This window comes from Serpentinicella alkaliphila (genome assembly GCF_018141405.1).
In the GTDB taxonomy this organism is placed as follows: domain Bacteria; phylum Bacillota; class Clostridia; order Peptostreptococcales; family Natronincolaceae; genus Serpentinicella; species Serpentinicella alkaliphila.
Genome location: NZ_CP058648.1, coordinates 2,774,577 through 2,793,863, shown reverse-complemented (window position 1 = coordinate 2,793,863; position 19,287 = coordinate 2,774,577). Strand labels below are relative to the sequence as shown.

21 protein-coding genes and 1 other annotated feature are annotated in these 19,287 nt (G+C 32.5%); of the genes, 20 read left to right on the top strand and 1 reads right to left on the bottom strand.

The window, feature by feature from the left end; genetic code table 11:
- The first annotated feature begins 94 nt into the window (after window positions 1-94).
- The 19 genes from HZR23_RS14265 to sdaAA all read left to right on the top strand — a co-directional run bounded on the left by HZR23_RS14265 (window position 95) and on the right by sdaAA (window position 16,723).
- Entirely contained in the window at window positions 95-859 is a 765-nt protein-coding gene (locus HZR23_RS14265; RefSeq protein ID WP_132847165.1) for a cell division protein FtsQ/DivIB, read from the top strand.
- A 12-nt stretch (window positions 860-871) separates the two neighbouring features.
- Window positions 872-1,597 (top strand): DUF881 domain-containing protein, encoded by a 726-nt coding sequence (locus HZR23_RS14260; RefSeq protein WP_132847164.1) that lies wholly within the window; start codon window positions 872-874, stop codon window positions 1,595-1,597.
- Between the two features lie 19 nt (window positions 1,598-1,616).
- A complete protein-coding gene (locus HZR23_RS14255) occupies window positions 1,617-2,342 on the top strand; it encodes a DUF881 domain-containing protein (RefSeq protein ID WP_132847163.1) in 726 nt (241 codons plus the stop codon).
- A 1-nt stretch (window position 2,343) separates the two neighbouring features.
- Complete coding sequence (locus HZR23_RS14250; RefSeq protein ID WP_132847162.1) at window positions 2,344-2,682, top strand: small basic family protein; 339 nt, start codon at window positions 2,344-2,346, stop codon at window positions 2,680-2,682.
- Between the two features lie 148 nt (window positions 2,683-2,830).
- A complete protein-coding gene (ftsZ, locus tag HZR23_RS14245; protein WP_132847161.1) occupies window positions 2,831-3,928 on the top strand; it encodes a cell division protein FtsZ in 1,098 nt (365 codons plus the stop codon).
- Between the two features lie 177 nt (window positions 3,929-4,105).
- Complete coding sequence (obgE, locus tag HZR23_RS14240; protein ID WP_132847160.1) at window positions 4,106-5,392, top strand: GTPase ObgE; 1,287 nt, start codon at window positions 4,106-4,108, stop codon at window positions 5,390-5,392.
- A gap of 23 nt (window positions 5,393-5,415) precedes the next feature.
- Complete coding sequence (locus HZR23_RS14235) at window positions 5,416-5,601, top strand: hypothetical protein (RefSeq protein ID WP_132847159.1); 186 nt, start codon at window positions 5,416-5,418, stop codon at window positions 5,599-5,601.
- Between the two features lie 23 nt (window positions 5,602-5,624).
- A complete protein-coding gene (yhbY, locus tag HZR23_RS14230) occupies window positions 5,625-5,921 on the top strand; it encodes a ribosome assembly RNA-binding protein YhbY (protein WP_132847158.1) in 297 nt (98 codons plus the stop codon).
- 92 nt (window positions 5,922-6,013) lie between these two features.
- Window positions 6,014-7,093 carry an NAD(P)H-dependent flavin oxidoreductase gene (locus HZR23_RS14225; protein ID WP_132847157.1) on the top strand — a complete coding sequence of 360 codons (1,080 nt, stop codon included), beginning with the start codon at window positions 6,014-6,016 and terminating at the stop codon, window positions 7,091-7,093.
- Between the two features lie 14 nt (window positions 7,094-7,107).
- Window positions 7,108-7,740 carry a nicotinate-nucleotide adenylyltransferase gene (gene nadD, locus HZR23_RS14220; protein WP_132847156.1) on the top strand — a complete coding sequence of 211 codons (633 nt, stop codon included), beginning with the start codon at window positions 7,108-7,110 and terminating at the stop codon, window positions 7,738-7,740.
- A 22-nt stretch (window positions 7,741-7,762) separates the two neighbouring features.
- Window positions 7,763-8,344: a bis(5'-nucleosyl)-tetraphosphatase (symmetrical) YqeK gene (gene yqeK / locus HZR23_RS14215; protein WP_132847155.1), complete on the top strand. Its 582-nt coding sequence runs from the start codon at window positions 7,763-7,765 to the stop codon at window positions 8,342-8,344.
- 103 nt (window positions 8,345-8,447) lie between these two features.
- Complete coding sequence (locus HZR23_RS14210) at window positions 8,448-9,449, top strand: calcium/sodium antiporter (protein ID WP_132847154.1); 1,002 nt, start codon at window positions 8,448-8,450, stop codon at window positions 9,447-9,449.
- Window positions 9,450-9,465: 16 nt separating this feature from the next.
- Window positions 9,466-9,834 carry a ribosome silencing factor gene (gene rsfS / locus HZR23_RS14205; protein WP_132847153.1) on the top strand — a complete coding sequence of 123 codons (369 nt, stop codon included), beginning with the start codon at window positions 9,466-9,468 and terminating at the stop codon, window positions 9,832-9,834.
- 19 nt (window positions 9,835-9,853) lie between these two features.
- Window positions 9,854-10,037 (top strand) — a binding site (T-box leader).
- A 47-nt stretch (window positions 10,038-10,084) separates the two neighbouring features.
- The gene (gene leuS, locus HZR23_RS14200; protein WP_132847152.1) at window positions 10,085-12,556 is read left to right on the top strand and encodes a leucine--tRNA ligase; all 2,472 of its coding nucleotides are present in this window, start codon (window positions 10,085-10,087) and stop codon (window positions 12,554-12,556) included.
- Window positions 12,557-12,566: 10 nt separating this feature from the next.
- On the top strand, window positions 12,567-13,211 hold the full coding sequence (locus HZR23_RS14195) for a helix-turn-helix transcriptional regulator (protein ID WP_132847151.1): 645 nt from the start codon (window positions 12,567-12,569) through the stop codon (window positions 13,209-13,211).
- A gap of 174 nt (window positions 13,212-13,385) precedes the next feature.
- Window positions 13,386-14,462, top strand: coding sequence for an Ldh family oxidoreductase (locus HZR23_RS14190; protein ID WP_132847150.1), 1,077 nt, complete (start codon window positions 13,386-13,388; stop codon window positions 14,460-14,462).
- Between the two features lie 161 nt (window positions 14,463-14,623).
- Window positions 14,624-15,004 (top strand): RidA family protein, encoded by a 381-nt coding sequence (locus tag HZR23_RS14185; RefSeq protein WP_132847149.1) that lies wholly within the window; start codon window positions 14,624-14,626, stop codon window positions 15,002-15,004.
- 151 nt (window positions 15,005-15,155) lie between these two features.
- On the top strand, window positions 15,156-15,821 hold the full coding sequence (gene sdaAB / locus HZR23_RS14180) for an L-serine ammonia-lyase, iron-sulfur-dependent subunit beta (RefSeq protein ID WP_132847148.1): 666 nt from the start codon (window positions 15,156-15,158) through the stop codon (window positions 15,819-15,821).
- Between the two features lie 17 nt (window positions 15,822-15,838).
- Window positions 15,839-16,723: an L-serine ammonia-lyase, iron-sulfur-dependent, subunit alpha gene (sdaAA, locus tag HZR23_RS14175; RefSeq protein ID WP_132847147.1), complete on the top strand. Its 885-nt coding sequence runs from the start codon at window positions 15,839-15,841 to the stop codon at window positions 16,721-16,723.
- Between the two features lie 69 nt (window positions 16,724-16,792).
- Here sdaAA and HZR23_RS14170 read toward each other — a convergent pair whose 3' ends face one another.
- Entirely contained in the window at window positions 16,793-18,100 is a 1,308-nt protein-coding gene (locus HZR23_RS14170) for a D-alanyl-D-alanine carboxypeptidase family protein (RefSeq protein WP_132847146.1), read from the bottom strand.
- Window positions 18,101-18,258: 158 nt separating this feature from the next.
- Here HZR23_RS14170 and HZR23_RS14165 point away from each other — a divergent pair, with 158 nt between their 5' ends.
- Window positions 18,259-18,864 carry a helix-hairpin-helix domain-containing protein gene (locus HZR23_RS14165; RefSeq protein ID WP_165913572.1) on the top strand — a complete coding sequence of 202 codons (606 nt, stop codon included), beginning with the start codon at window positions 18,259-18,261 and terminating at the stop codon, window positions 18,862-18,864.
- Window positions 18,865-19,287 lie beyond the last annotated feature (423 nt).

The following is a 19,287-nucleotide window of genomic DNA, read 5'->3' as shown; positions in this document are numbered from 1 at the left end:
CGTATAACATTACTATATAATATAATTAATGCAGCTGAAAAGCTGCGCTTAATTATACGAGAAATAGACAAGCTATAGTAAAGGTAGGAACAATATGAAACAAAACATAAGAGAAAAAAGAAACAGATTAATGAAGGCTCGTAAAATTGTTACTTTAGCACTATTATTACTTGTGTTTTTTTTATTATCTATCTACTATATTATAAATTCTGATTTATTTACCTTAAAGAAAATTAATGTAACTGGTAACAGTGATGTAGCCTATGATGCAGTAATTGATGTATCTGGCCTTATTTATAATAGAAATATATTTCAGTATAATTTAGAGGAAATAAAATTTAACATAGAAAAGCATTCATATATAGAAAGTGCTGAAGTTACTAAGAAGCTCCCCGGCAGCATTAATATAAGTATTAAAGAACGGGAAAAGTATGCTATAATACCCTATATGGGTAGATACATCTATATAGATTATAAGTTAAATGTTATAGATGTCTTTGATGAATACATTCATAAGGACCTAGTTTTAATCAATGGGTCTGAAATATTAAATATATCTGTAGGTCAAAGAATAGTATCACAAAATAATGAAAAACTAGAGTCGGTTATAAAGATACTGGAGGCAGCAAAGGTTGCTTCTATTAACAATATGATTTCCGAAATTAATATTGAAGATAACAATACAGTTCGTTTAGTTATTGTAAATGGAATAGAAGCCTTGATAGACTTAGAGAGTGATGCTGCATATATTGTTGTCTCATTAAAAGAGATATTAGCAAAATTAACAAGTAATAATAAAAACATTGTGGTGGACATGAGATTTGAAGGTGCATTCTCTGTAAAGGAGAAATTAAATTAGGAGGACAAGCAAATGAAGGAGTTTAAGGGTAAAGCGGCATTAGCTATTCTTTGTGGAATACTTGGCTTAGTAATATCAATGCAATTTAAAACCGTTCGTAATACCCCTGGTGGAGGAACTATTTCTACTCAAAAAGCACATCAGCTAGCTATAGAGTTAAATAATTTAAGAAATGAAAAGGAGCTTTTAAATGAAGAACTTACTAATCTAGAGAGAAGACTTAAGGAATATGAGTTATCAGAGTCTGATGAAAACCTTATCATAAAAAACCTTAAAAATGATTTAGAGAGGTATCAATTGTATACAGGATTAAAACCTGCGGTTGGACCTGGTGTAACAATAACTGTTGAAGACCCTGCAACCGAGAGTCCAAGTACTGAGGGAAGTTTTATTATGTACAATTATGACATTATATTATCACTTATAAATAAATTAAATGCTTCAGGTGCTGAAGCAATTTCAATTAACGACCAAAGATATATTGCTACAACGGAAGTATATTATACGTCAAATAATATTTTAATTAATCAAGTGCCTACGAACCCACCTTTTGTTATTAAAGCAATTGGTAATCCAGATACATTAGAAGCTGCACTGAATATGCGCTTTGATGTAGTTTGGGAGATGAGACAATATGGATTACAGGTAAATATAAAGAAAGAGAATATGATAGAAGTACCAAGATACAATAAGGTTATAGAATATAAGTATGCCAAACCTATAGAGACAGTTCAATAATGTTTAGGAGGACATGCTTATGAAACCAATGATGAAAAACAACTTAATAATCTTAGCAATATGTTTTATTTTAACCTTCTTAATAGTAATGCAGCTAAGAAGTGTAGAGGATGATTTTGGTCATGTAACTTTAAAAACAATAACAGATCTACAAAAATCTGTTGCTGCTGAAAGGCAGGAAATTTCAGATGTTAAAAGGTTAATAAGACAAAATGAATTAAAGTTAGCAGAATATAGAAAAGCATTAGAAGAAGATGGTAGTATCAGGGATGTAGTAGAAAATGAATTAAGAAATGTAAAGGTTTTATTGGGCATGACAGATTTAGAAGGTCCCGGAATTATTCTTAAACTAAGTGATAGTGAAAGAGATTTATACGAAGGTGAAAATCCTAATGACGTAATCGTACATGATGGGGATGTATTGACTATTTTAAATGATTTAAAGGTTGCAGGGGCAGAGGCCCTTTCAATAAATGGTCAAAGGATTTTAAATACCTCGGAAATAAAATGTACTGGTCCTACTATAACTATTAATAACTATACCTATGCTCAACCATTTATAATAAAGGCAATAGGTGATCCGGCTACTCTTGATGCGGCTTTAAAGGCTCCTAATGCCTATGCTCGTAACTTGAGAGAGGTTTATGGACTAGTCGTAGAATCACAGGTTAGCGAGAGAGTAAGAATCTCTAGATTTTTAGGAGATATTAGTATGAGTTATGCAACACCGAGGGAGGGATTATAGAATGATAATGGCAATAATTGGTTTGATTGCTGGGGTATTATTAGGTTTATATTTACCTATTACTTATCCAGCAGCCTATTCCTTATATATTTCTGTTGCGATTTTGGCCTCTTTAGACTCAGTTTTTGGGGCCTTAAGAGCAATTTTAGAAGAAAAATTTGACTCTGAAATTTTTATTACAGGATTTTTTGCTAACGCAATTTTAGCAGGGTTTTTAGCTTATATTGGGGATAAGTTAGGAGTGCCCTTGTACTATGCTGCAATTTTCGCATTTGGTGTGAGATTATTCGAGAATTTTGCAATAATAAGAAGACATTTATTAAAAAATAGAAAGAGATAATAAAATTGGAAAATTTTTTATATTTAATTTTTTAAATTAAAAAGGAAAATGGCCTTTCTTGTTGAATTAATTTATATTCTAGTTTTTATAATTAATTATACTTGAATGAAATAACCATATAGTTTTCACATATGAGGGGGTTTATACTGTGTTAGAGTTTGATCTAAATATGGAACAAGTTGCGCAAATTAAAGTAATAGGTGTTGGCGGTGGTGGAAATAACGCAGTAAATCGGATGATTGAATCCGGTTTGAAGGGTGTGGAGTTTATTGCTGTTAATACAGATAAGCAGGCTCTATTTACATCAAAGGCAGAGCATAAAGTACAAATTGGCGATAAATTAACAAAAGGGTTAGGTGCAGGTGCTAATCCAGAGGTTGGTAAAAAAGCTGCTGAAGAAAGCAGAGAAGATATTCTAAAACTACTACAAGGTTCAGATATGGTTTTTGTTACTGCTGGAATGGGTGGTGGAACTGGAACTGGGGCTGCTCCTATTGTTGCAGAAATTGCTAAAGAATTAGGTATATTGACTGTTGGTGTTGTTACTAAGCCCTTTATGTTTGAAGGTAAAAGAAGAATGCAAAATGCTGAACTAGGTATACAAGAGCTTAAGAGTAAAGTTGATACTTTAGTTACAATACCAAATGATAGATTATTACAAGTAATCGAAAAGAAAACATCGATGCTTGAAGCATTTAAAATAGCTGATGACGTCCTTAAACAAGGGGTACAAGGCATTTCAGATTTAATCGCAGTTCCAGGATTAGTTAACCTAGATTTCGCTGATGTTAAAACTATTATGTTAGAGCAAGGTTTAGCTCATATGGGAATAGGTAAGGCTAGTGGGGAAAATCGCGCAATAGATGCTGCGAAGCAAGCAATACATAGTCCATTACTTGAAACTTCAATTGAGGGAGCAAAGGGAGTTTTACTTAATATAACCGGTGGGGTGAACTTAAGTCTATTCGAAGTCAATGAAGCAGCAGAACTAGTTACGCAGGCTGCGGATCAAGATGCAAATATTATTTTCGGTGCAGTGATCAATGAGGATTTAAAGGATGAAATTATAATTACAGTTATTGCAACTGGTTTTGAACATGAAGGAATTAAATTTGGTGGAGACACGAAAAAAGTTGAGATTATTGCAGCTAGCCAAGAGGTTGCTGCAGGAAGTGAAAATATTAAAGACGAAGATAAGAGTAACTATCTAGATATACCTGAGTTTTTACGTAGAAGAAGAAAGTAATTATATAAAAATTAGTAATGGCGACTTAAGTCGCCATTTATAATGCTTAGACTTTTTTTAAAATATACATATAAAGTTTTAATTATATTTAAATGGTTATACTAAATATAGTTGACAGACGTTAACTTGTTGCTATAATTAAAGGTGTTAAAAAAATAGGAAATAAAAGGTGATTAAATGTTTATTGACAAAGCAAGTATACAATTAAAGGCAGGAAAAGGTGGAAATGGTGCTGTAGCATTTAGAAGAGAAATATACGTTCCTGCAGGTGGTCCTTCTGGCGGAGATGGTGGAAAGGGTGGAGACATCATTTTTATAGTAGACAAAGGTATGAGAACCTTAATGGATTTTAGATATAAAAGACATTATCAAGCTCCGAATGGAGAAGATGGTAAAAGTAAGAATATGTTTGGTAAAGATGGAGAAGATTTAGTATTAAAGGTTCCACCAGGAACGGTTATAAAAGATGAAAAAACAGGACGTATATTAGCTGACTTAACTGACGAAGTAACTAGTAAAGTAATTGCTAAAGGTGGTAGAGGTGGTAGAGGGAATACAAACTTTAAGTCTGCCACTAGACAAGCCCCTAAATTTGCCACAGCCGGAGAGCTTGGGGACGAATTAACAGTAACACTAGAGCTTAAGCTAATTGCTGATGTAGGTTTAGTAGGTTTTCCTAATGTAGGTAAATCCACTATTTTATCTATAGTTACTAGTGCTAAACCAAAGGTTGCAGACTATCATTTTACAACGCTTACACCTAATTTAGGGGTTGTGTCTACGAAATTTGGTGATAGCTTTGTGTTAGCTGATATTCCTGGATTAATAGAGGGCGCTCATACTGGAGTAGGTTTAGGACACGAATTTTTAAGGCATGTTGAAAGAACAAAGGTACTTATACATGTTCTAGATGTTGCAGGTCTAGAAGGAAGAGATCCAATAGAGGATTTTGAGAAGATCAATAGTGAGTTAGAATTATATAGTGAAAAACTTACACACAAGCCTCAAATAGTAGCAGCAAATAAAATTGATATACCCGGTTCTGAAGAAAATTACAGTCTTCTACAGGAATATATGAAAAATAAAGGTATTGAAGTTTTCCCAATTTCAGCAGTTACAAATAAAGGTATGGATGATCTTTTTGCTAGAGTTTCCGGAAAACTAAAAGAAGTTGAGGAATATGAAAAAGCAAACCCACCTATTGTTGAAGAGGAAAAACTATATACTTTGGAGAAAGAAGATAGATATCAATTTACAGTTACTAAAGAAAATGATACATTTATTATAGAGGGTAAATTCCTTTTAAAACTAATTGATTCTGTAAATTTTGATGATATGGAATCCCTTAGTTATTTTCAAAAAACCTTACGTAGGAGAGGTGTTATTGATAAGTTAAAGGAGATGGGTGTACAAGACGGAGATACAGTTAAAATATATGATGTTGAATTTGATTACTATGATTAAAGAGACGGGGGTTCATTATTTTTATGAATTGTGTTAACTGTGAAAACTGTAAAGAGAATCTGAAATCCTATTTTTGCGTATCAAAAAATGATTTTGTAATTAATACTAGCATTAGCTCTACTACTGAAAAAATTAGAAGTGGTTGGAAAAAAGGCCTAAAGGAATACGAAATTCATAGAAGAAAACTAAGAAAAGAAGTTGAAATTTAAAAGCATAAGGAGCATAAATAAAAATGTTAACAGGTAAGCAAAGAAGTTATTTAAAAAGTATTGCACATAGTATTAAACCTATTACTCAAATAGGAAAAAATGGAATATCTGAAAGCCTAGTTGAGGAACTGAATTTGGCGCTAGAAGCCCGGGAGTTAATTAAGATTAGCTTACTAGAAACTAGCTTACTTACTGCACAAGAAGCTGCAGAGGAAACTTCTAAATTATTAAATGCAGAATTTGTTCAAGCGATTGGGAACAAATTTACTATATATAGAAAATCGAGTAAAAACCCAAAAATCGAGTTACCTAAAAGCTAGTGCAATTGCATTAGCTTTTTTACTAGTATTGCATTGACCAAAATAAAAATAATTAATATACTTATTTATATCATTATAAAGGAGTCGATCAAATGAGTAAGTTACCTGAATTAAAAATAGGGGATCTTGTCGCTAAAATCCCAATAATACAAGGTGGTATGGGTATTGGTGTTTCTTTATCTAATCTAGCAGCAGCTGTAGCTAATGAAGGTGGTATAGGTATTATATCTGGAGTACAGAATGGATTTATGGAAGATGACTTTGAATCTAATACTTTAGCAGCAAATATAAGGGGATTAAAGAAACAAATTAAAAAAGCTAGAGAGTTAAGTCCAAGTGGTATAATCGGTGTAAATATTATGGTTGCAATTAATAACTATAAAGAAATAGTAAAGGCAGCGGTAGAAGAAAAAATTGATGTTATTATATCCGGTGCAGGATTACCAGCGGAGTTACCTGATTTAGTTAAAGAAACTAAAACAAAAATAGCTCCGATTGTATCTACTGGTAAGGCAGCTGCACTAATTTGTAAAATGTGGGATAGAAAGTATGACTATTTACCGGATTTTATAGTTGTAGAAGGGCCAGAAGCTGGTGGACATCTAGGCTTTAGCTTAGAACAACTAAACCATAAAAAAGAAGAAACAGATCTTGAAACTTTAGTAAAGGATGTTATTGAGTCTATTAAGCCCTATGAAGAAAAGTATAGTAAAAAGATACCTGTTATTGCTGCAGGTGGTGTATATACAGGGGAAGATATAGCAAAGTTTATTAAAATTGGCGCAGCAGGTGTACAAATGGCAACGAGATTTGTTGCAACTGATGAGTGCGATGCTCATATTGACTACAAAATGGCTTATATCAACGCTACAAAGGAAGATATAAGATTAGTTAAGAGCCCAGCAGGCTTACCAGGTAGAGGTCTATTTAACAAGTTTGCTAGTATTTTAAAGGAACAAAATATTCCGATTAATAGATGTCTTGGATGTTTAAAAACCTGTAATCCGTCAAATACTCCATACTGTATAACTGATGCATTAATTGAGGCAGTTAAAGGAAATATAGATGAGGGACTAATCTTTGTTGGAAGTAATGCATATAAACTTGATAAAATAGTCACTGTTAAAGAATTAATGAATGAGTTAGTTAGTGAAGCAGAGTTAGCACTTTAATGAGGTGTATACGGATGGATAATAAAAAGAAATACGGTATTATGGGAGGAACATTTGACCCTATTCATATGGGTCATTTGTTTATTGCCCAGTCAGCTTTAAAAGAATTAATGCTGGATAAGGTGATGTTTATACCCACGGGAACTCCACCACACAAAAAAGATAAAAATATTACTTCTTCTTTGGATAGATATATAATGACAACATTAGCAGTAAATAGTAATGATGATTTTTGCGTATCTTCTATTGAGGTCTCAAAAACTGAGCCAAGCTATACAATAGATACAGTGAAAGAATTATTAGAGCTTAAGAAAGATGTAGAATTTTATTTTATAACTGGAACTGACAGCTTTTTAAGTATCGAAACCTGGAAGGAATACGATGAGCTTTTTAAGAAAATAACCTTTGTTGTAGTTACTAGACCTGGTTTTACAAATCAGGAGCTAGATAGTAAAATTGAGTATTTTTTAACTAAATACGATGCGAAAGTTATAAAAGTCCTTGTTCCTTCTTTAGAAATATCATCTACAGATATAAGAGAAAGGGTTATAAATGGAAAAACAATTAAATATTTAGTTCATGAGGATGTAGAAAAGTATATAAATAAAAACCAATTATATCTACATAATAATAACTATACTATTTAATTATTTCATAATGGAGGAGTTTATGTCGGAGCAATTAATAAAACAAATAAAGATGGATTTAGAGAATGTAGTATCAACTAAAAGGTATATACATACAATGGGTGTCGTAGAGTCTTCTAAGGAGTTGGCCATAAGATATGATGAAGATGTAGAAAAGGCTACTATTGCGGCACTAATGCATGACTATGCAAAAGATTTTAAAAAAGAGCGTTTAATGGAATTTATAAATCAGGCGAACATAGAACTAGATGAGGTTTTTATTAAGGCTAAAGAGCTATTACACGGAAAAGTAGCTGCACTTATAGCTAAGAGAAAATATAACATTGAAGATGAAGATATTTTAAATGCCATTGAATTTCATACGACCGGAAGAGAAAATATGAGTAAATTAGAAAAAATTATTTATTTAGCTGATTTTATTGAACCAGGTAGAGATTACAAGGTAGTAGAAGGTTTACGTGTTTTAGCAAAAGAAGATTTAGATAGGGCTGTTTTAAAGACTCTTGATAATACAATTAAATATGTTATAGATATTGAAAAGCCATTACACCCAAATACATTTTTTGCAAGAAATGAACTACTAGTAAAACTTCATAAAGTTTAAAATATAATATAATTTCCATTAAAAAGTAGACATATATCTCATATAAATAAATATATTTTAACGATAAAGTATGGACAAAAATGAAATGTACTAGGAGGCAGTTATGGAAAATATATTAATTCTTGCGCTGTTTGTATTAGGGTTGCTAATCATTATTAAAGGCGGAGATATGTTTGTAGATGCAGCCATTTGGCTCGCTAAGGTAACTGGTGTACCAAATGTTTTTATTGGTTCAACGATTGTAAGTGTAGCTACTACACTTCCAGAATTATTTGTTTCATCAATTGCTACCTACCAGGAACAATATGATGTAGCTGTAGGAAATGTAGTTGGATCTGTGGTATGTAATATAGGATTAATTCTTGGTTTAACTGCATTAATATCACCAATAGATATTAAAGGATCAAACTTTAAAGTAAAGGGCTTATTTATGCTAGCATGCTCAGCAGTAGTATTATTTCTTTTAAGGGATACAATAATAACATCACGAGAAGGACTAATACTTTTACTGATTTTCATTACATATATTATTTTAAATGTTACAGAGTTTAAAAAGAGTGGAAAAAGACAGATAAGCCATAGCAGTGAGCATAGTTTTGGACCAAAAACTATTGTAAAAAATGTTTTGAAGTTTAGTGTTGGTGCTGTCTTAATTACAGTGGGCGCTAAATTATTAGTAGATAATGGTGTAGAATTAGCCAAGATAGTAGGAGTTCCAGAGCAAATTGTCAGTTTAACTTTAATTGCCCTAGGTACCTCTTTACCAGAATTAACTACTGCAATAACTTCAATAGTTAAAAAAGAGGCCGGTATATCTATAGGGAATATAATAGGAGCAAATATTTTGAATATGGCAATGGTATTAGGCTTATCAGCCCAAATCGCAAAGCAGGGAGTAATAGTAAGCTATCAAAATATTATGCTTGGGGCAAAGATATATAATATTCCTCAAACCCTATATTTTGATTTGCCTGTTGCTATGCTTTTAATTACAATACTAGTTGTTGGTGGTATTGTATTTAATAAAATTAATAGGTTAGTTGCATTTAGTATTTTATCTATTTATATAGTTTATTTAGGATCATTAGCAAAATTATTTTTATAGCTTAAGGAGGAGTTAAATGCTTCAAAATACAGAGGAAATGGCCTATAAAATTGTTAAAATAATTGATAATAAGCTTGGTGATAATATTGTAATGCTTGATATAAGCAGTGTGTCATCTATTGGTGATTATTTTATTATTACTAGCGCGCAATCGGACAGACAAACTAAGGCTATAGCTGACGAAATAAAACATGAACTTTCAGAGTTTGACATTCATCCAGCACATAAGGAAGGCTACAATGTTGGCAGATGGGTTTTGCTTGATTACGGAGATATAGTTGTTCATGTATTTCATGAGAAAGATAGAGAATTCTACAATATAGAAGGCATATGGAAGGATGCAAAGACAATAAATATTGACAAAATACTGGAGAATAATATATAATTTTTGAATAAATACAATATTTAAATAATAGTCAAGGAGTAGTAAACAATAAGCTTTTACTAGAGAGTCAGTGGTTGGTGGAAACTGATAGAGCAACTTGTTGAACTTGCCTTTAATATACTATTAAGTGTAGTTACTTTATAAACTGTGAAAGTGGACTTTCTGTCAATTAGGGTGGTACCGCGGATTTTTCCGTCCCTAAATGATTAGAAGGTTTTTTTATTTTATAAATAATCTAAGGAGGCAAATAATGGATAAGGTATATGAATCAAAAAAGATAGAACTGAAATGGCAAGATTATTGGAAAAAAAATAATTCATTTGTGACTACAGAGGACCATAAACCTAAATATTATGTTTTAGAAATGTTCCCATATCCTTCAGGAAAGATACATATGGGACACGTTAGAAACTATTCTATTGGGGATGTAATCGCAAGATATAAAACAATGAAAGGATTCAATGTACTTCATCCGATGGGATGGGATGCTTTTGGACTTCCAGCAGAAAATGCAGCCATTAAACACGGAATTCACCCTGATATTTGGACAAAGCAAAATATACAGGATATGAAAGATCAACTTAGTTTGCTAGGCTTGAGCTATGATTGGAATAGGGAAATAGCAACATGTAATACTGACTACTATAAATGGACTCAATGGCTGTTTTTACAGTTCTATAAGCATGATTTAGTATATAAGAAGGAATCTAGAGTAAATTGGTGTCCATCATGCGAAACAGTACTAGCTAATGAACAGGTAGTTAGCGGAAAATGTGAGCGTTGCGATAATGTTGTAAATAAGAAATTATTGAGCCAATGGTATTTCAAAATAACAGACTATGCGGACAAGTTATTAGAGGATATAGACCAACTTGATGGATGGCCAGATAAAGTTAAAATAATGCAAGAAAATTGGATAGGAAAAAGTGAAGGGGCAGAAATTGATTTTGCTATAGATGGATTTGATAAAAAGCTTAAAGTATTTACAACTAGACCGGATACAATCTATGGAGCAACATATATGGTATTAGCACCAGAGCATCCATATATTGATGAATTAATTAATGGAACTGAATATGAAACATCTATTAAAGGCTTTGCCCATAAACTTCAGCATATTTCTGATATTGACAGAACATCAGCAGAAGCTGAAAAAGAAGGATTATTTACAGGTAGATACTGTATTAACCCAATAACAAATAAAAGAATACCAATATATGTAGCAAATTACGTATTAGTAGATTACGGTACTGGAGCAATTATGGCAGTGCCTGCTCACGATCAAAGGGACTTGGATTTTGCGAATAAGTATAACCTAGAGGTTATTCCAGTAATCAAACCAGAGGATGCAGATGATAGTTTCAAGATTACAAATGAAGCATATACAAACTCAGGTATAATGATTAATTCAGAGGAGTTTAATGGAGTAAATTCAGATGAGGCCTTCAGTAAAATTGCAGAAAAAATCGAAAAATTAGGTGCTGGTAAAAGAACTAGTAGCTTTAGACTAAGAGATTGGCTACTTTCTAGACAAAGATATTGGGGAACACCAATACCGATGGTGTATTGCGAAAAATGTGGTACTGTACCAATAAAAGAAGAGGATTTACCAGTGGAACTTCCAATAGACGTTAAATTTACAGGGAAGGGTCTATCACCATTAACTACAAGTGAAACATTTATGTATACTGCTTGTCCTAAGTGTGGAGAAAAAGCTAAGAGAGAAACTGACACAATGGATACTTTTGTTGATTCTTCTTGGTATTTTTTAAGATATACTGATCCAAAAAATAGCGAAGAAGTGTTTGGCAAGGATAAGGCAAAATATTGGATGCCAGTAGACCAATATATTGGTGGAGTAGAGCATGCAATACTACACTTACTATACTCTAGATTTTTTAATAAAGTACTTAAGGTCTTAGGGTTAGTGACTTTTGATGAACCATTTAAAAACTTGTTAACTCAAGGTATGGTTTTAAAAGATGGGGCTAAAATGTCTAAGTCTAAAGGAAATACTGTTAGTCCAGAGGAAATAATTGAAAAATATGGTACTGACACCGCAAGACTTTTTGTATTATTTGCTGCACCACCTGAAAGAGACTTAGAGTGGAGTGATCAAGGAGTAGAGGGCTGCTACAGATTTATTAATCGTGTATGGCGATTAGTTATAGAATCTATAAATAACGGATACTTTAGTTCAGCTAAGGATAGTGAACAGAAACTTGATAAGGATCTTAAATTTAAAATCCATAGTACTATAAAAAGAGTAACAGATGATCTTGATACCCGTTTTAACTTTAATACAGCAATAAGTGGTATTATGGAATTAGTTAATGATTTATATAAGTATAAGGATGCAGATAATAATATTATTGACGGATCATTGTTTAAATTTGGTGTTGAAACAGTCGTTTTACTTCTTTCACCATTTGCTCCACATATGGCAGAAGAGCTTTGGGAAACTATAGGGTACAACGTAAGTGTAACTACTTTAGATTGGCCTAAGTATGATGAAAAAGCTTTAGTTAAAGATGAGGAAGAAGTTATTTTCCAAGTTAATGGAAAGATGAGAAATAAAGTTCTTGTGCCATCGGATATAAGTGAAGAGGATATGAAAAAGCTTGCACTTGAAAATGAAAAGGTAGTACAGGTAACGGAAGGAAAGAGTATTGTTAAAATAATAGTTGTACCTAAAAAGTTAGTTAATATTGTTGTTAAATAAGGAGGTAAACATGGGGGAAAACTTACACCCAATATTAAGAGGCCTAATACCTTTGCTAGATGGTATAGCTAATACTATGGGTAAAAATTGTGAAGTAGTGTTACATCAAATAGCTAAATCGAAGAAGTCAATTGTTGCTATAAGTAACGGGCATGTATCTGGAAGAACTGTTGATAGCCCAATGCTAGACGTGGGCATACAGGCTTTAGGAGAAGAGGAAGTTGCAGAAAACATAATAAACTACAGTAATAAGACTGTGAACGGAAAAATATTAAAGTCTTCAACAATGTTTATAAAAGACGAGGACAATAAAATTATTGGAGCATTATGCATAAATATTGATATTTCTGAATTTGTCGTTGCTCACAAAGTGCTAGATGAATTTATACAACCTGATATTAAGAGGGAAATTAGTTTTGATAGTTTATCTAATAATATTAACGACGTCTTAAATAATGTTGTTGAAGATACTTTAAATTCTTATGGTAAACCTGTAGCATATATGAACAAAGATGAAAAGGTAGTTATAGTTAGAAAACTAGATGAACAGGGAGCATTCTTAATTAAAGGTGCAATAGACCATGTAGCAAAAATATTATGTGTATCTAGATATACAGTATATAATTATCTTGATGAAATTAGAATGGATTCTTAATTTAGGTAGTGTCAAAAAATCAAAAATATGACTCCAAAATAAATTTAAATGAGCCACAGAAGACATTAGTAGCTACTTATTTTGCTTGAGTATGTAATATGTAAATACTCAAAGGATCCAATAACAATAGCTAAATAATATAAGTTCTAAGCTGACTAAATGGGAAGGATAAATATGAGCTACTATAGAATAGAAGAAAAGGCACTGAGGGCTTTCTCTGAGGAATCATTTCAGAAGGCAGGATTTTCAGAGGAAGAAGCAAGGATAATTTCTGATGTAATATTGCTTTCGGACCTCTACGGCATTGAAAGTCATGGTGTCCAAAGATTTAAAATGTATCATGACAATCTAAAAAGTGGAATGGTAAAAAAATACAATAAAACTGAGATTCTTAAGGAAACACCAGTATCTGCAACCTTGGATGCTCACTTCGGTATGGGGCAGTTAGCCGCATATAGGAGCATGAAAATGGCTATAGAAAAAGCTAATAAGACAGGGGTAGGAATTGTAACTGTCAGAAATTCAAACCACTATGGAATTGCGGGTTATTATGCAAAGATGGCCTGCGAGGAAGGACTCCTGGGACTTAGTTTTACCAATAGTGGTGCCATAATGGTACCTACAAATGGTAGACTTCCAATGTTAGGCTCAAACCCCATAGCCTGTGCAATGCCTGCAGAACCCGTGGATTTTCTTTTTGATGCCTCCACGACAGTAGTAACCCACGGAAAGCTTGAAGTATACAGAAAGCTTGGAAAGGAACTTCCAAAAGGCTGGGCTCTCGATGATAAGGGAGAAGAATCAACGGATGCGGGTAGAGTTTTGGATAATTTCAATGCTGGTAAAGGCGGGGGAATACTTCCTCTTGGAGGAGCAGATGAAGTTCATGGAGGACACAAGGGCTATGGCTATGGAATGATTGTTGAAATCTTTAGTTCTATCCTTTCCATGGGAATGACAAGTAACAACTGCTTGAAGGGCGGAATCGACGGGTGTTGTCATGGATTTATCGCAATAGACCCAGATATATTCGGCGATAGGGAGGAAATAAAAAATCATCTCTCAGAATACCTTGAGCTTATAAGAAAAACCCTTAGAGCAGCGGGAAAAGAGCGTATTTACACCCACGGGGAAAAAGAAATTGAAGCTATGGAAGATAGGTTGGCAAAGGGTATTCTTGTAAATGAAAGAACTTTAAATGAAATAAAGGAAGTTGCAGAGGGTCTCCAGATGGATTGTTCATTTTATTAAAAAAATGGGTGAGCCTCAAAAAAAGTCTATAAATGAAAATGAAAATTAACTAAGCAGTATCCAAACTGTGATTAAAAAACATGAATGTTTTATCGCACTATAAGTATTTATAAATTAATATCATCAAAACTTTTAATCCATTATTTAAGGAGGGTATTTTTATGAAAACAATTATTAGTACTGACAAATCTCCAAAGGCTATTGGCCCATACTCACAAGCCATAAAAGTAGGTAATATTGTTTACACTTCTGGTCAAATACCGCTAGACCCAAATACTATGGAAATTGTTTCTCAAAATATAGAAGAACAAACATTACAAGTATTAAAAAATTTAGAGGCTATTTTGATTGAGGCAGGCACAAGTATTAGTAATGTTATTAAAACAACTGTTTTCATTAAAGACATGAATGACTTTAACACTATTAATGGTATCTATGCTGACTTTTTTAAAGAAAACAAACCAGCGAGATCATGTGTTGAGGTATCTAGATTACCTAAAGATGTTAGAGTGGAGATTGAAGCAATAGCTATAGTAGATTAATTTAACAAATAAATTAGGGGACTTAGGATATTAATCTTAAGTCCTTTATTACTTTTGGTTATAAAAAAATACAACCGGACTACTTTTTGTTTTATTTTTTATTTATTAGTGTATAATAATAGTGATTTAATTAAGAAGTGGGGGGATTTTGGTGAAGGATTTTAGCTTGTTTGACATTATAGGACCCAGTATGATAGGACCATCTAGTTCCCATACGGCAGGTGCAACAAAATTAGGTAAAGTTGCATATAGAATAGCATGTAAAGAAATAAAATCAGTTGAGTTTTTACTACATGGATCATTTGCTAAAACTTATAGAGGCCATGGAACTGATAAGGCTTTATTAGGGGGGATTTTAGGATTTAATCCAGATGATGAAAGAATTAAGGACTCGTTTAATTTAGCTAAGGAGAAAAACATTGATTATAGATTTATAGAAGGGGATTTGGGAGAGGTACATCCCAATACAGTTAAAATAACTATAACTAAACCAAATGATGAGATTGTAGAATTAGTAGGATCATCTATTGGTGGAGGAAATATAGTTGTATGTCAAATAAATGGGTTAAGCTTAGAGTTCACAGGAGCTTATACGACATTAATTATATCCCACAAGGATAAACCAGGGGTTATTGCAAAAGTAACTACAATACTTGCACAAAACAATATAAATATTGCCTTTATGCGTGTGTATCGATATGGTCGAGGAGAGAATGCATTTATGATAATAGAAACCGATGACTCTATAGAAAAAGCAGTATTGGGCTGCATAAATGAAGTTGATGGGATTTCAAGATCATACTTAGTTACTTTATAAAAGAAGAGGTGGTAAAAATGAATTTTACAAACGGAAAAGAGCTTCTAGAGCTTTGTTCTTTACATAATAAAAAAATACATGAAATAATGTTAGAAAAGGAAATGAAATATACAGGGGTTTCTGAAGACTTAATTATTATTAAGCTACAAGAGAGCTTGAAGATTATGAAGGATTCCATAACCGTGGGAATAAAGCAAGAGGTAAAATCTTTAAGCGGCCTAATTGGTGGTGAGGCTAAAAAGATTTACGAAAGAAATATTAGGGAGAAGTCTGTTTGTGGGCCACTAATGAGTAAGGCAATAAGTAGGTCAATGGCAGTACTTGAAGTTAATTCTGCTATGGGTAAAATTGTGGCAGCGCCGACTGCTGGCTCGTCTGGCATTATACCCGGGGTGTTTATAACAGTTAGTGAAGAATTTGGCTTTAGTGATGATGAGTTAGTAAAAGCACTGCTAACAGCCAGTGCCATTGGGTTTATTATTACAAGAAATGCAACAGTTGCAGGTGCTGAGGGTGGATGTCAGGCAGAAACTGGTTCTGCAGCAGCTATGGCAGCTGGAGCTATTGTTGAGTTAATGGGTGGAACACCGGAGAAGGCATTAGATGCAGCTTCTTTTACAATAAAAAACACATTAGGTTTAGTATGTGACCCAATTGCTGGACTTGTTGAAGCCCCTTGTCAAATGAGGAATGCAATAGGTTCTGCAAATGCACTTATTAGTGCTGAAATGGCTTTAGCTGGAGTTAAGAGTATTATACCATTTGATGAAGTAGTAGATACTATGTATAGGGTAGGTAAGTGTATGCCTATGGAATTAAGAGAGACAGCAATGGGAGGCTTAGCAGCAACTCCTACGGGCAAAAGAATAATGAAAGAAATTTTAGAGAAGGAACTTAGCTAACTATAAAGTGATATATGATTAGAAAAAGCAAAGGGAAGATATATCATATATCTTCCCTTTATTCTAGTGTTACTTAAATAAATTTCTACTAAATTTATATGAGTTGCCATATCTTTTCGTACCAAATTTTCTAATCTTTTGCTTCGAAAGTCTAAGATAGATAACTAATCCTTGCCATAAAACAAATATAGTGGATAGGATTCTGAAGATACTTTTTAAGCTTAACAATTTAACTATAAATGATTTTGACTGAACTTCATCTAAATTTATTAAGTTGACTGTACCAACAACTTCTGAATTGTAAATAAAATCTAAATTTCCAAGTACACTACCTTCATTTATTGGGGCTTTAATATCTTTTTTAGTTTCGATTCTAGTAGTTAACAAACTTTCATTAAAATCCTTTGGAAGAATTGCGTGTAAATCAGATGCAGTGTATAAAGTAGTTGTATTTGCCTTTGAGTTAGTTATAGATATATCAGTGTAACCATTATTTCCCTTGATTAAATTAACTAATTTGAAATTATCATAACCATAATCAATTAGCTTTCGTGAATCAGAGTATACCTCTCCGCCACCTGAACCAAGAACAACAGCAATAAGCCTATGACCATCTTTTAGTGAGGAGGAGATTAAACAGTTACGGGCTTGTGGTGTATATCCTGTTTTTACACCATCTATAATATCGTACTTGATATCTACGTAACGTCCATTATACAGAATTTGATTTGATCTTCCAGTAGCCCAGAGAAATCTATTCGAGTTTCTAAAGTACCTAGTTTCAGGTGTTTGTTCAGTAGGCTCAAATTGTAAATTCACCGTACTCATAATTTCTCTAAATTTATCAAACTTTAGGGCTTGCTTAGTAATCATTGCTAAATCATAGGCTGTAGTTATATGGTTATCATCAGGTAATCCATGGGGATTAGTAAAATTACTATTCAATGCACCCAGTTCTTTAGCACGTTTATTCATTAGATTAGTAAACTCTTCAACAGATCCAGAAATACGAATTGCTAAGAGCTCTGCAGCATCGTTAGCAGAACGAATCATTAAAGCCTGTATTAACTCTTCTACTGTAAAAGATTCGCCTTTCATTAAATACATACTAGATCCAATAACATATATATCGTAATCGACAGTTAGAACTTCATTTAAATCTAGATTTTCTAAAGCTAGTAAAGCAGTAAGAACCTTAGTAGTACTTGCAGGATATGCAGGGACATGTGCGTTATGGTCAAATATTACTTTACCAGTAGTATAATCCATTAATACTGCATTAGGAGAGGATATATCTAGGGGTTGTGCATAGGCTCCAGACATGTTTACTAGCAGTAGAATAGTTATTAGAATAAAAGAGTAAATATGTTTTTTCATTGTATAATCACCTTCCTATATATATCGACTGACTTATACTGACTTATATAGTATAACAAAAAAATCTTATGTTTTTAATAGAAAAATAAAATGTTTAGAGGAAAAAATTACTCATTTATAGAAATTGGAACAAATATCTTTATTTTGAGGTGATGAAAATGAAAGTAAGTTTAAAGCAAAAGCAAGTAATTATAATGTTTTTGGTAATTATTGTTATATCTGTATTTATAAAAGGATATTTAAACGAAAAGAAAAAAATTTATATTTTAAGTACAGCTGTTAACCAGGAAATAAAAAAAGATGTTAACGATCTAGAAAGTAAATCAATTGCTAAACAAACTATTTTTGTGCATATAGAGGGTTCTGTAAAAAATCCAGGACTTTATGAATTAGATGCGGATTCTAGAATGAATGATGTTGTACACGCAGCTGGGGGACTTATGGATAATGCGGATAGAAAGCGTATAAACTTGGCTAAAAGACTTGTGGATGAAGACTTTATTTATATACTTGCCATAGGCGAAGAGTTAGAAGATATAGAATCTAGTGTAAGTAGTAATAATAGTAAGGGATCAATTAATATAAATAGTGCGAGTAAGCAGGAGCTAGAAAGCTTAGTAGGTATAGGGCCTGCTCTGGCAGATAGAATTATTAATTATAGAAATGAAAAGGGAAAATTTAATAGCATTGAAGAATTAAAGAATGTCAATGGTATAGGTGAAAAGAAATTTAATGATATTAAGGGCAGTATTACTGCAAAATAGATTTAATGTGATTATAAAATAAGAATACAAAAGTGTAATAATATACATGCATGCCATATCTTGTATATAAGATCTTAGTAAAATTAAGTATATAAATTAGTTGTAAAAAAAGTGGTTTCCTAAATAGGAGCAATAAAGATAATTATACTAAATTTAACATTGCTATATAACTTTAAATCCAGTAGTATAAGATTACATCGGACAAAACCCTGTATAACTCTTAAATAAAGAGTATTTACGGTTAAGTCAGATATCCAATTCTCCTATAAATTAACTCTTATGGTTTTGTCATAAAAATAGTCACTTTGTCAGAAAAATGATCAACTTCAAAAGAAATTACTTTTTTAACCAGGAAAAATATACTAAATTTATACAATAAAAGTCTTTAAATTACAAGGTTTGTGTAATAATTATAAAAAAAAT

What these genes read in the sequence shown, in the direction of transcription:
- HZR23_RS14235 (WP_132847159.1), top strand. Translation starts at nt 5,416, where the DNA reads ATGAATTGTGTTAACTGTGAAAACTGTAAAGAGAATCTGAAATCCTAT.
- obgE (WP_132847160.1), top strand. Translation starts at nt 4,106, where the DNA reads ATGTTTATTGACAAAGCAAGTATACAATTAAAGGCAGGAAAAGGTGGA.
- sdaAA (WP_132847147.1), top strand. Translation starts at nt 15,839, where the DNA reads ATGAATTTTACAAACGGAAAAGAGCTTCTAGAGCTTTGTTCTTTACAT.
- HZR23_RS14225 (WP_132847157.1), top strand. Translation starts at nt 6,014, where the DNA reads ATGAGTAAGTTACCTGAATTAAAAATAGGGGATCTTGTCGCTAAAATC.
- HZR23_RS14250 (WP_132847162.1), top strand. Translation starts at nt 2,344, where the DNA reads ATGATAATGGCAATAATTGGTTTGATTGCTGGGGTATTATTAGGTTTA.
- yhbY (WP_132847158.1), top strand. Translation starts at nt 5,625, where the DNA reads ATGTTAACAGGTAAGCAAAGAAGTTATTTAAAAAGTATTGCACATAGT.
- nadD (WP_132847156.1), top strand. Translation starts at nt 7,108, where the DNA reads ATGGATAATAAAAAGAAATACGGTATTATGGGAGGAACATTTGACCCT.
- HZR23_RS14255 (WP_132847163.1), top strand. Translation starts at nt 1,617, where the DNA reads ATGAAACCAATGATGAAAAACAACTTAATAATCTTAGCAATATGTTTT.
- HZR23_RS14170 (WP_132847146.1), bottom strand. Translation starts at nt 18,100, where the DNA reads ATGAAAAAACATATTTACTCTTTTATTCTAATAACTATTCTACTGCTA.
- leuS (WP_132847152.1), top strand. Translation starts at nt 10,085, where the DNA reads ATGGATAAGGTATATGAATCAAAAAAGATAGAACTGAAATGGCAAGAT.
- HZR23_RS14210 (WP_132847154.1), top strand. Translation starts at nt 8,448, where the DNA reads ATGGAAAATATATTAATTCTTGCGCTGTTTGTATTAGGGTTGCTAATC.
- yqeK (WP_132847155.1), top strand. Translation starts at nt 7,763, where the DNA reads ATGTCGGAGCAATTAATAAAACAAATAAAGATGGATTTAGAGAATGTA.
- HZR23_RS14190 (WP_132847150.1), top strand. Translation starts at nt 13,386, where the DNA reads ATGAGCTACTATAGAATAGAAGAAAAGGCACTGAGGGCTTTCTCTGAG.
- HZR23_RS14165 (WP_165913572.1), top strand. Translation starts at nt 18,259, where the DNA reads ATGAAAGTAAGTTTAAAGCAAAAGCAAGTAATTATAATGTTTTTGGTA.
- HZR23_RS14185 (WP_132847149.1), top strand. Translation starts at nt 14,624, where the DNA reads ATGAAAACAATTATTAGTACTGACAAATCTCCAAAGGCTATTGGCCCA.
- HZR23_RS14260 (WP_132847164.1), top strand. Translation starts at nt 872, where the DNA reads ATGAAGGAGTTTAAGGGTAAAGCGGCATTAGCTATTCTTTGTGGAATA.
- rsfS (WP_132847153.1), top strand. Translation starts at nt 9,466, where the DNA reads ATGCTTCAAAATACAGAGGAAATGGCCTATAAAATTGTTAAAATAATT.
- HZR23_RS14195 (WP_132847151.1), top strand. Translation starts at nt 12,567, where the DNA reads ATGGGGGAAAACTTACACCCAATATTAAGAGGCCTAATACCTTTGCTA.
- HZR23_RS14265 (WP_132847165.1), top strand. Translation starts at nt 95, where the DNA reads ATGAAACAAAACATAAGAGAAAAAAGAAACAGATTAATGAAGGCTCGT.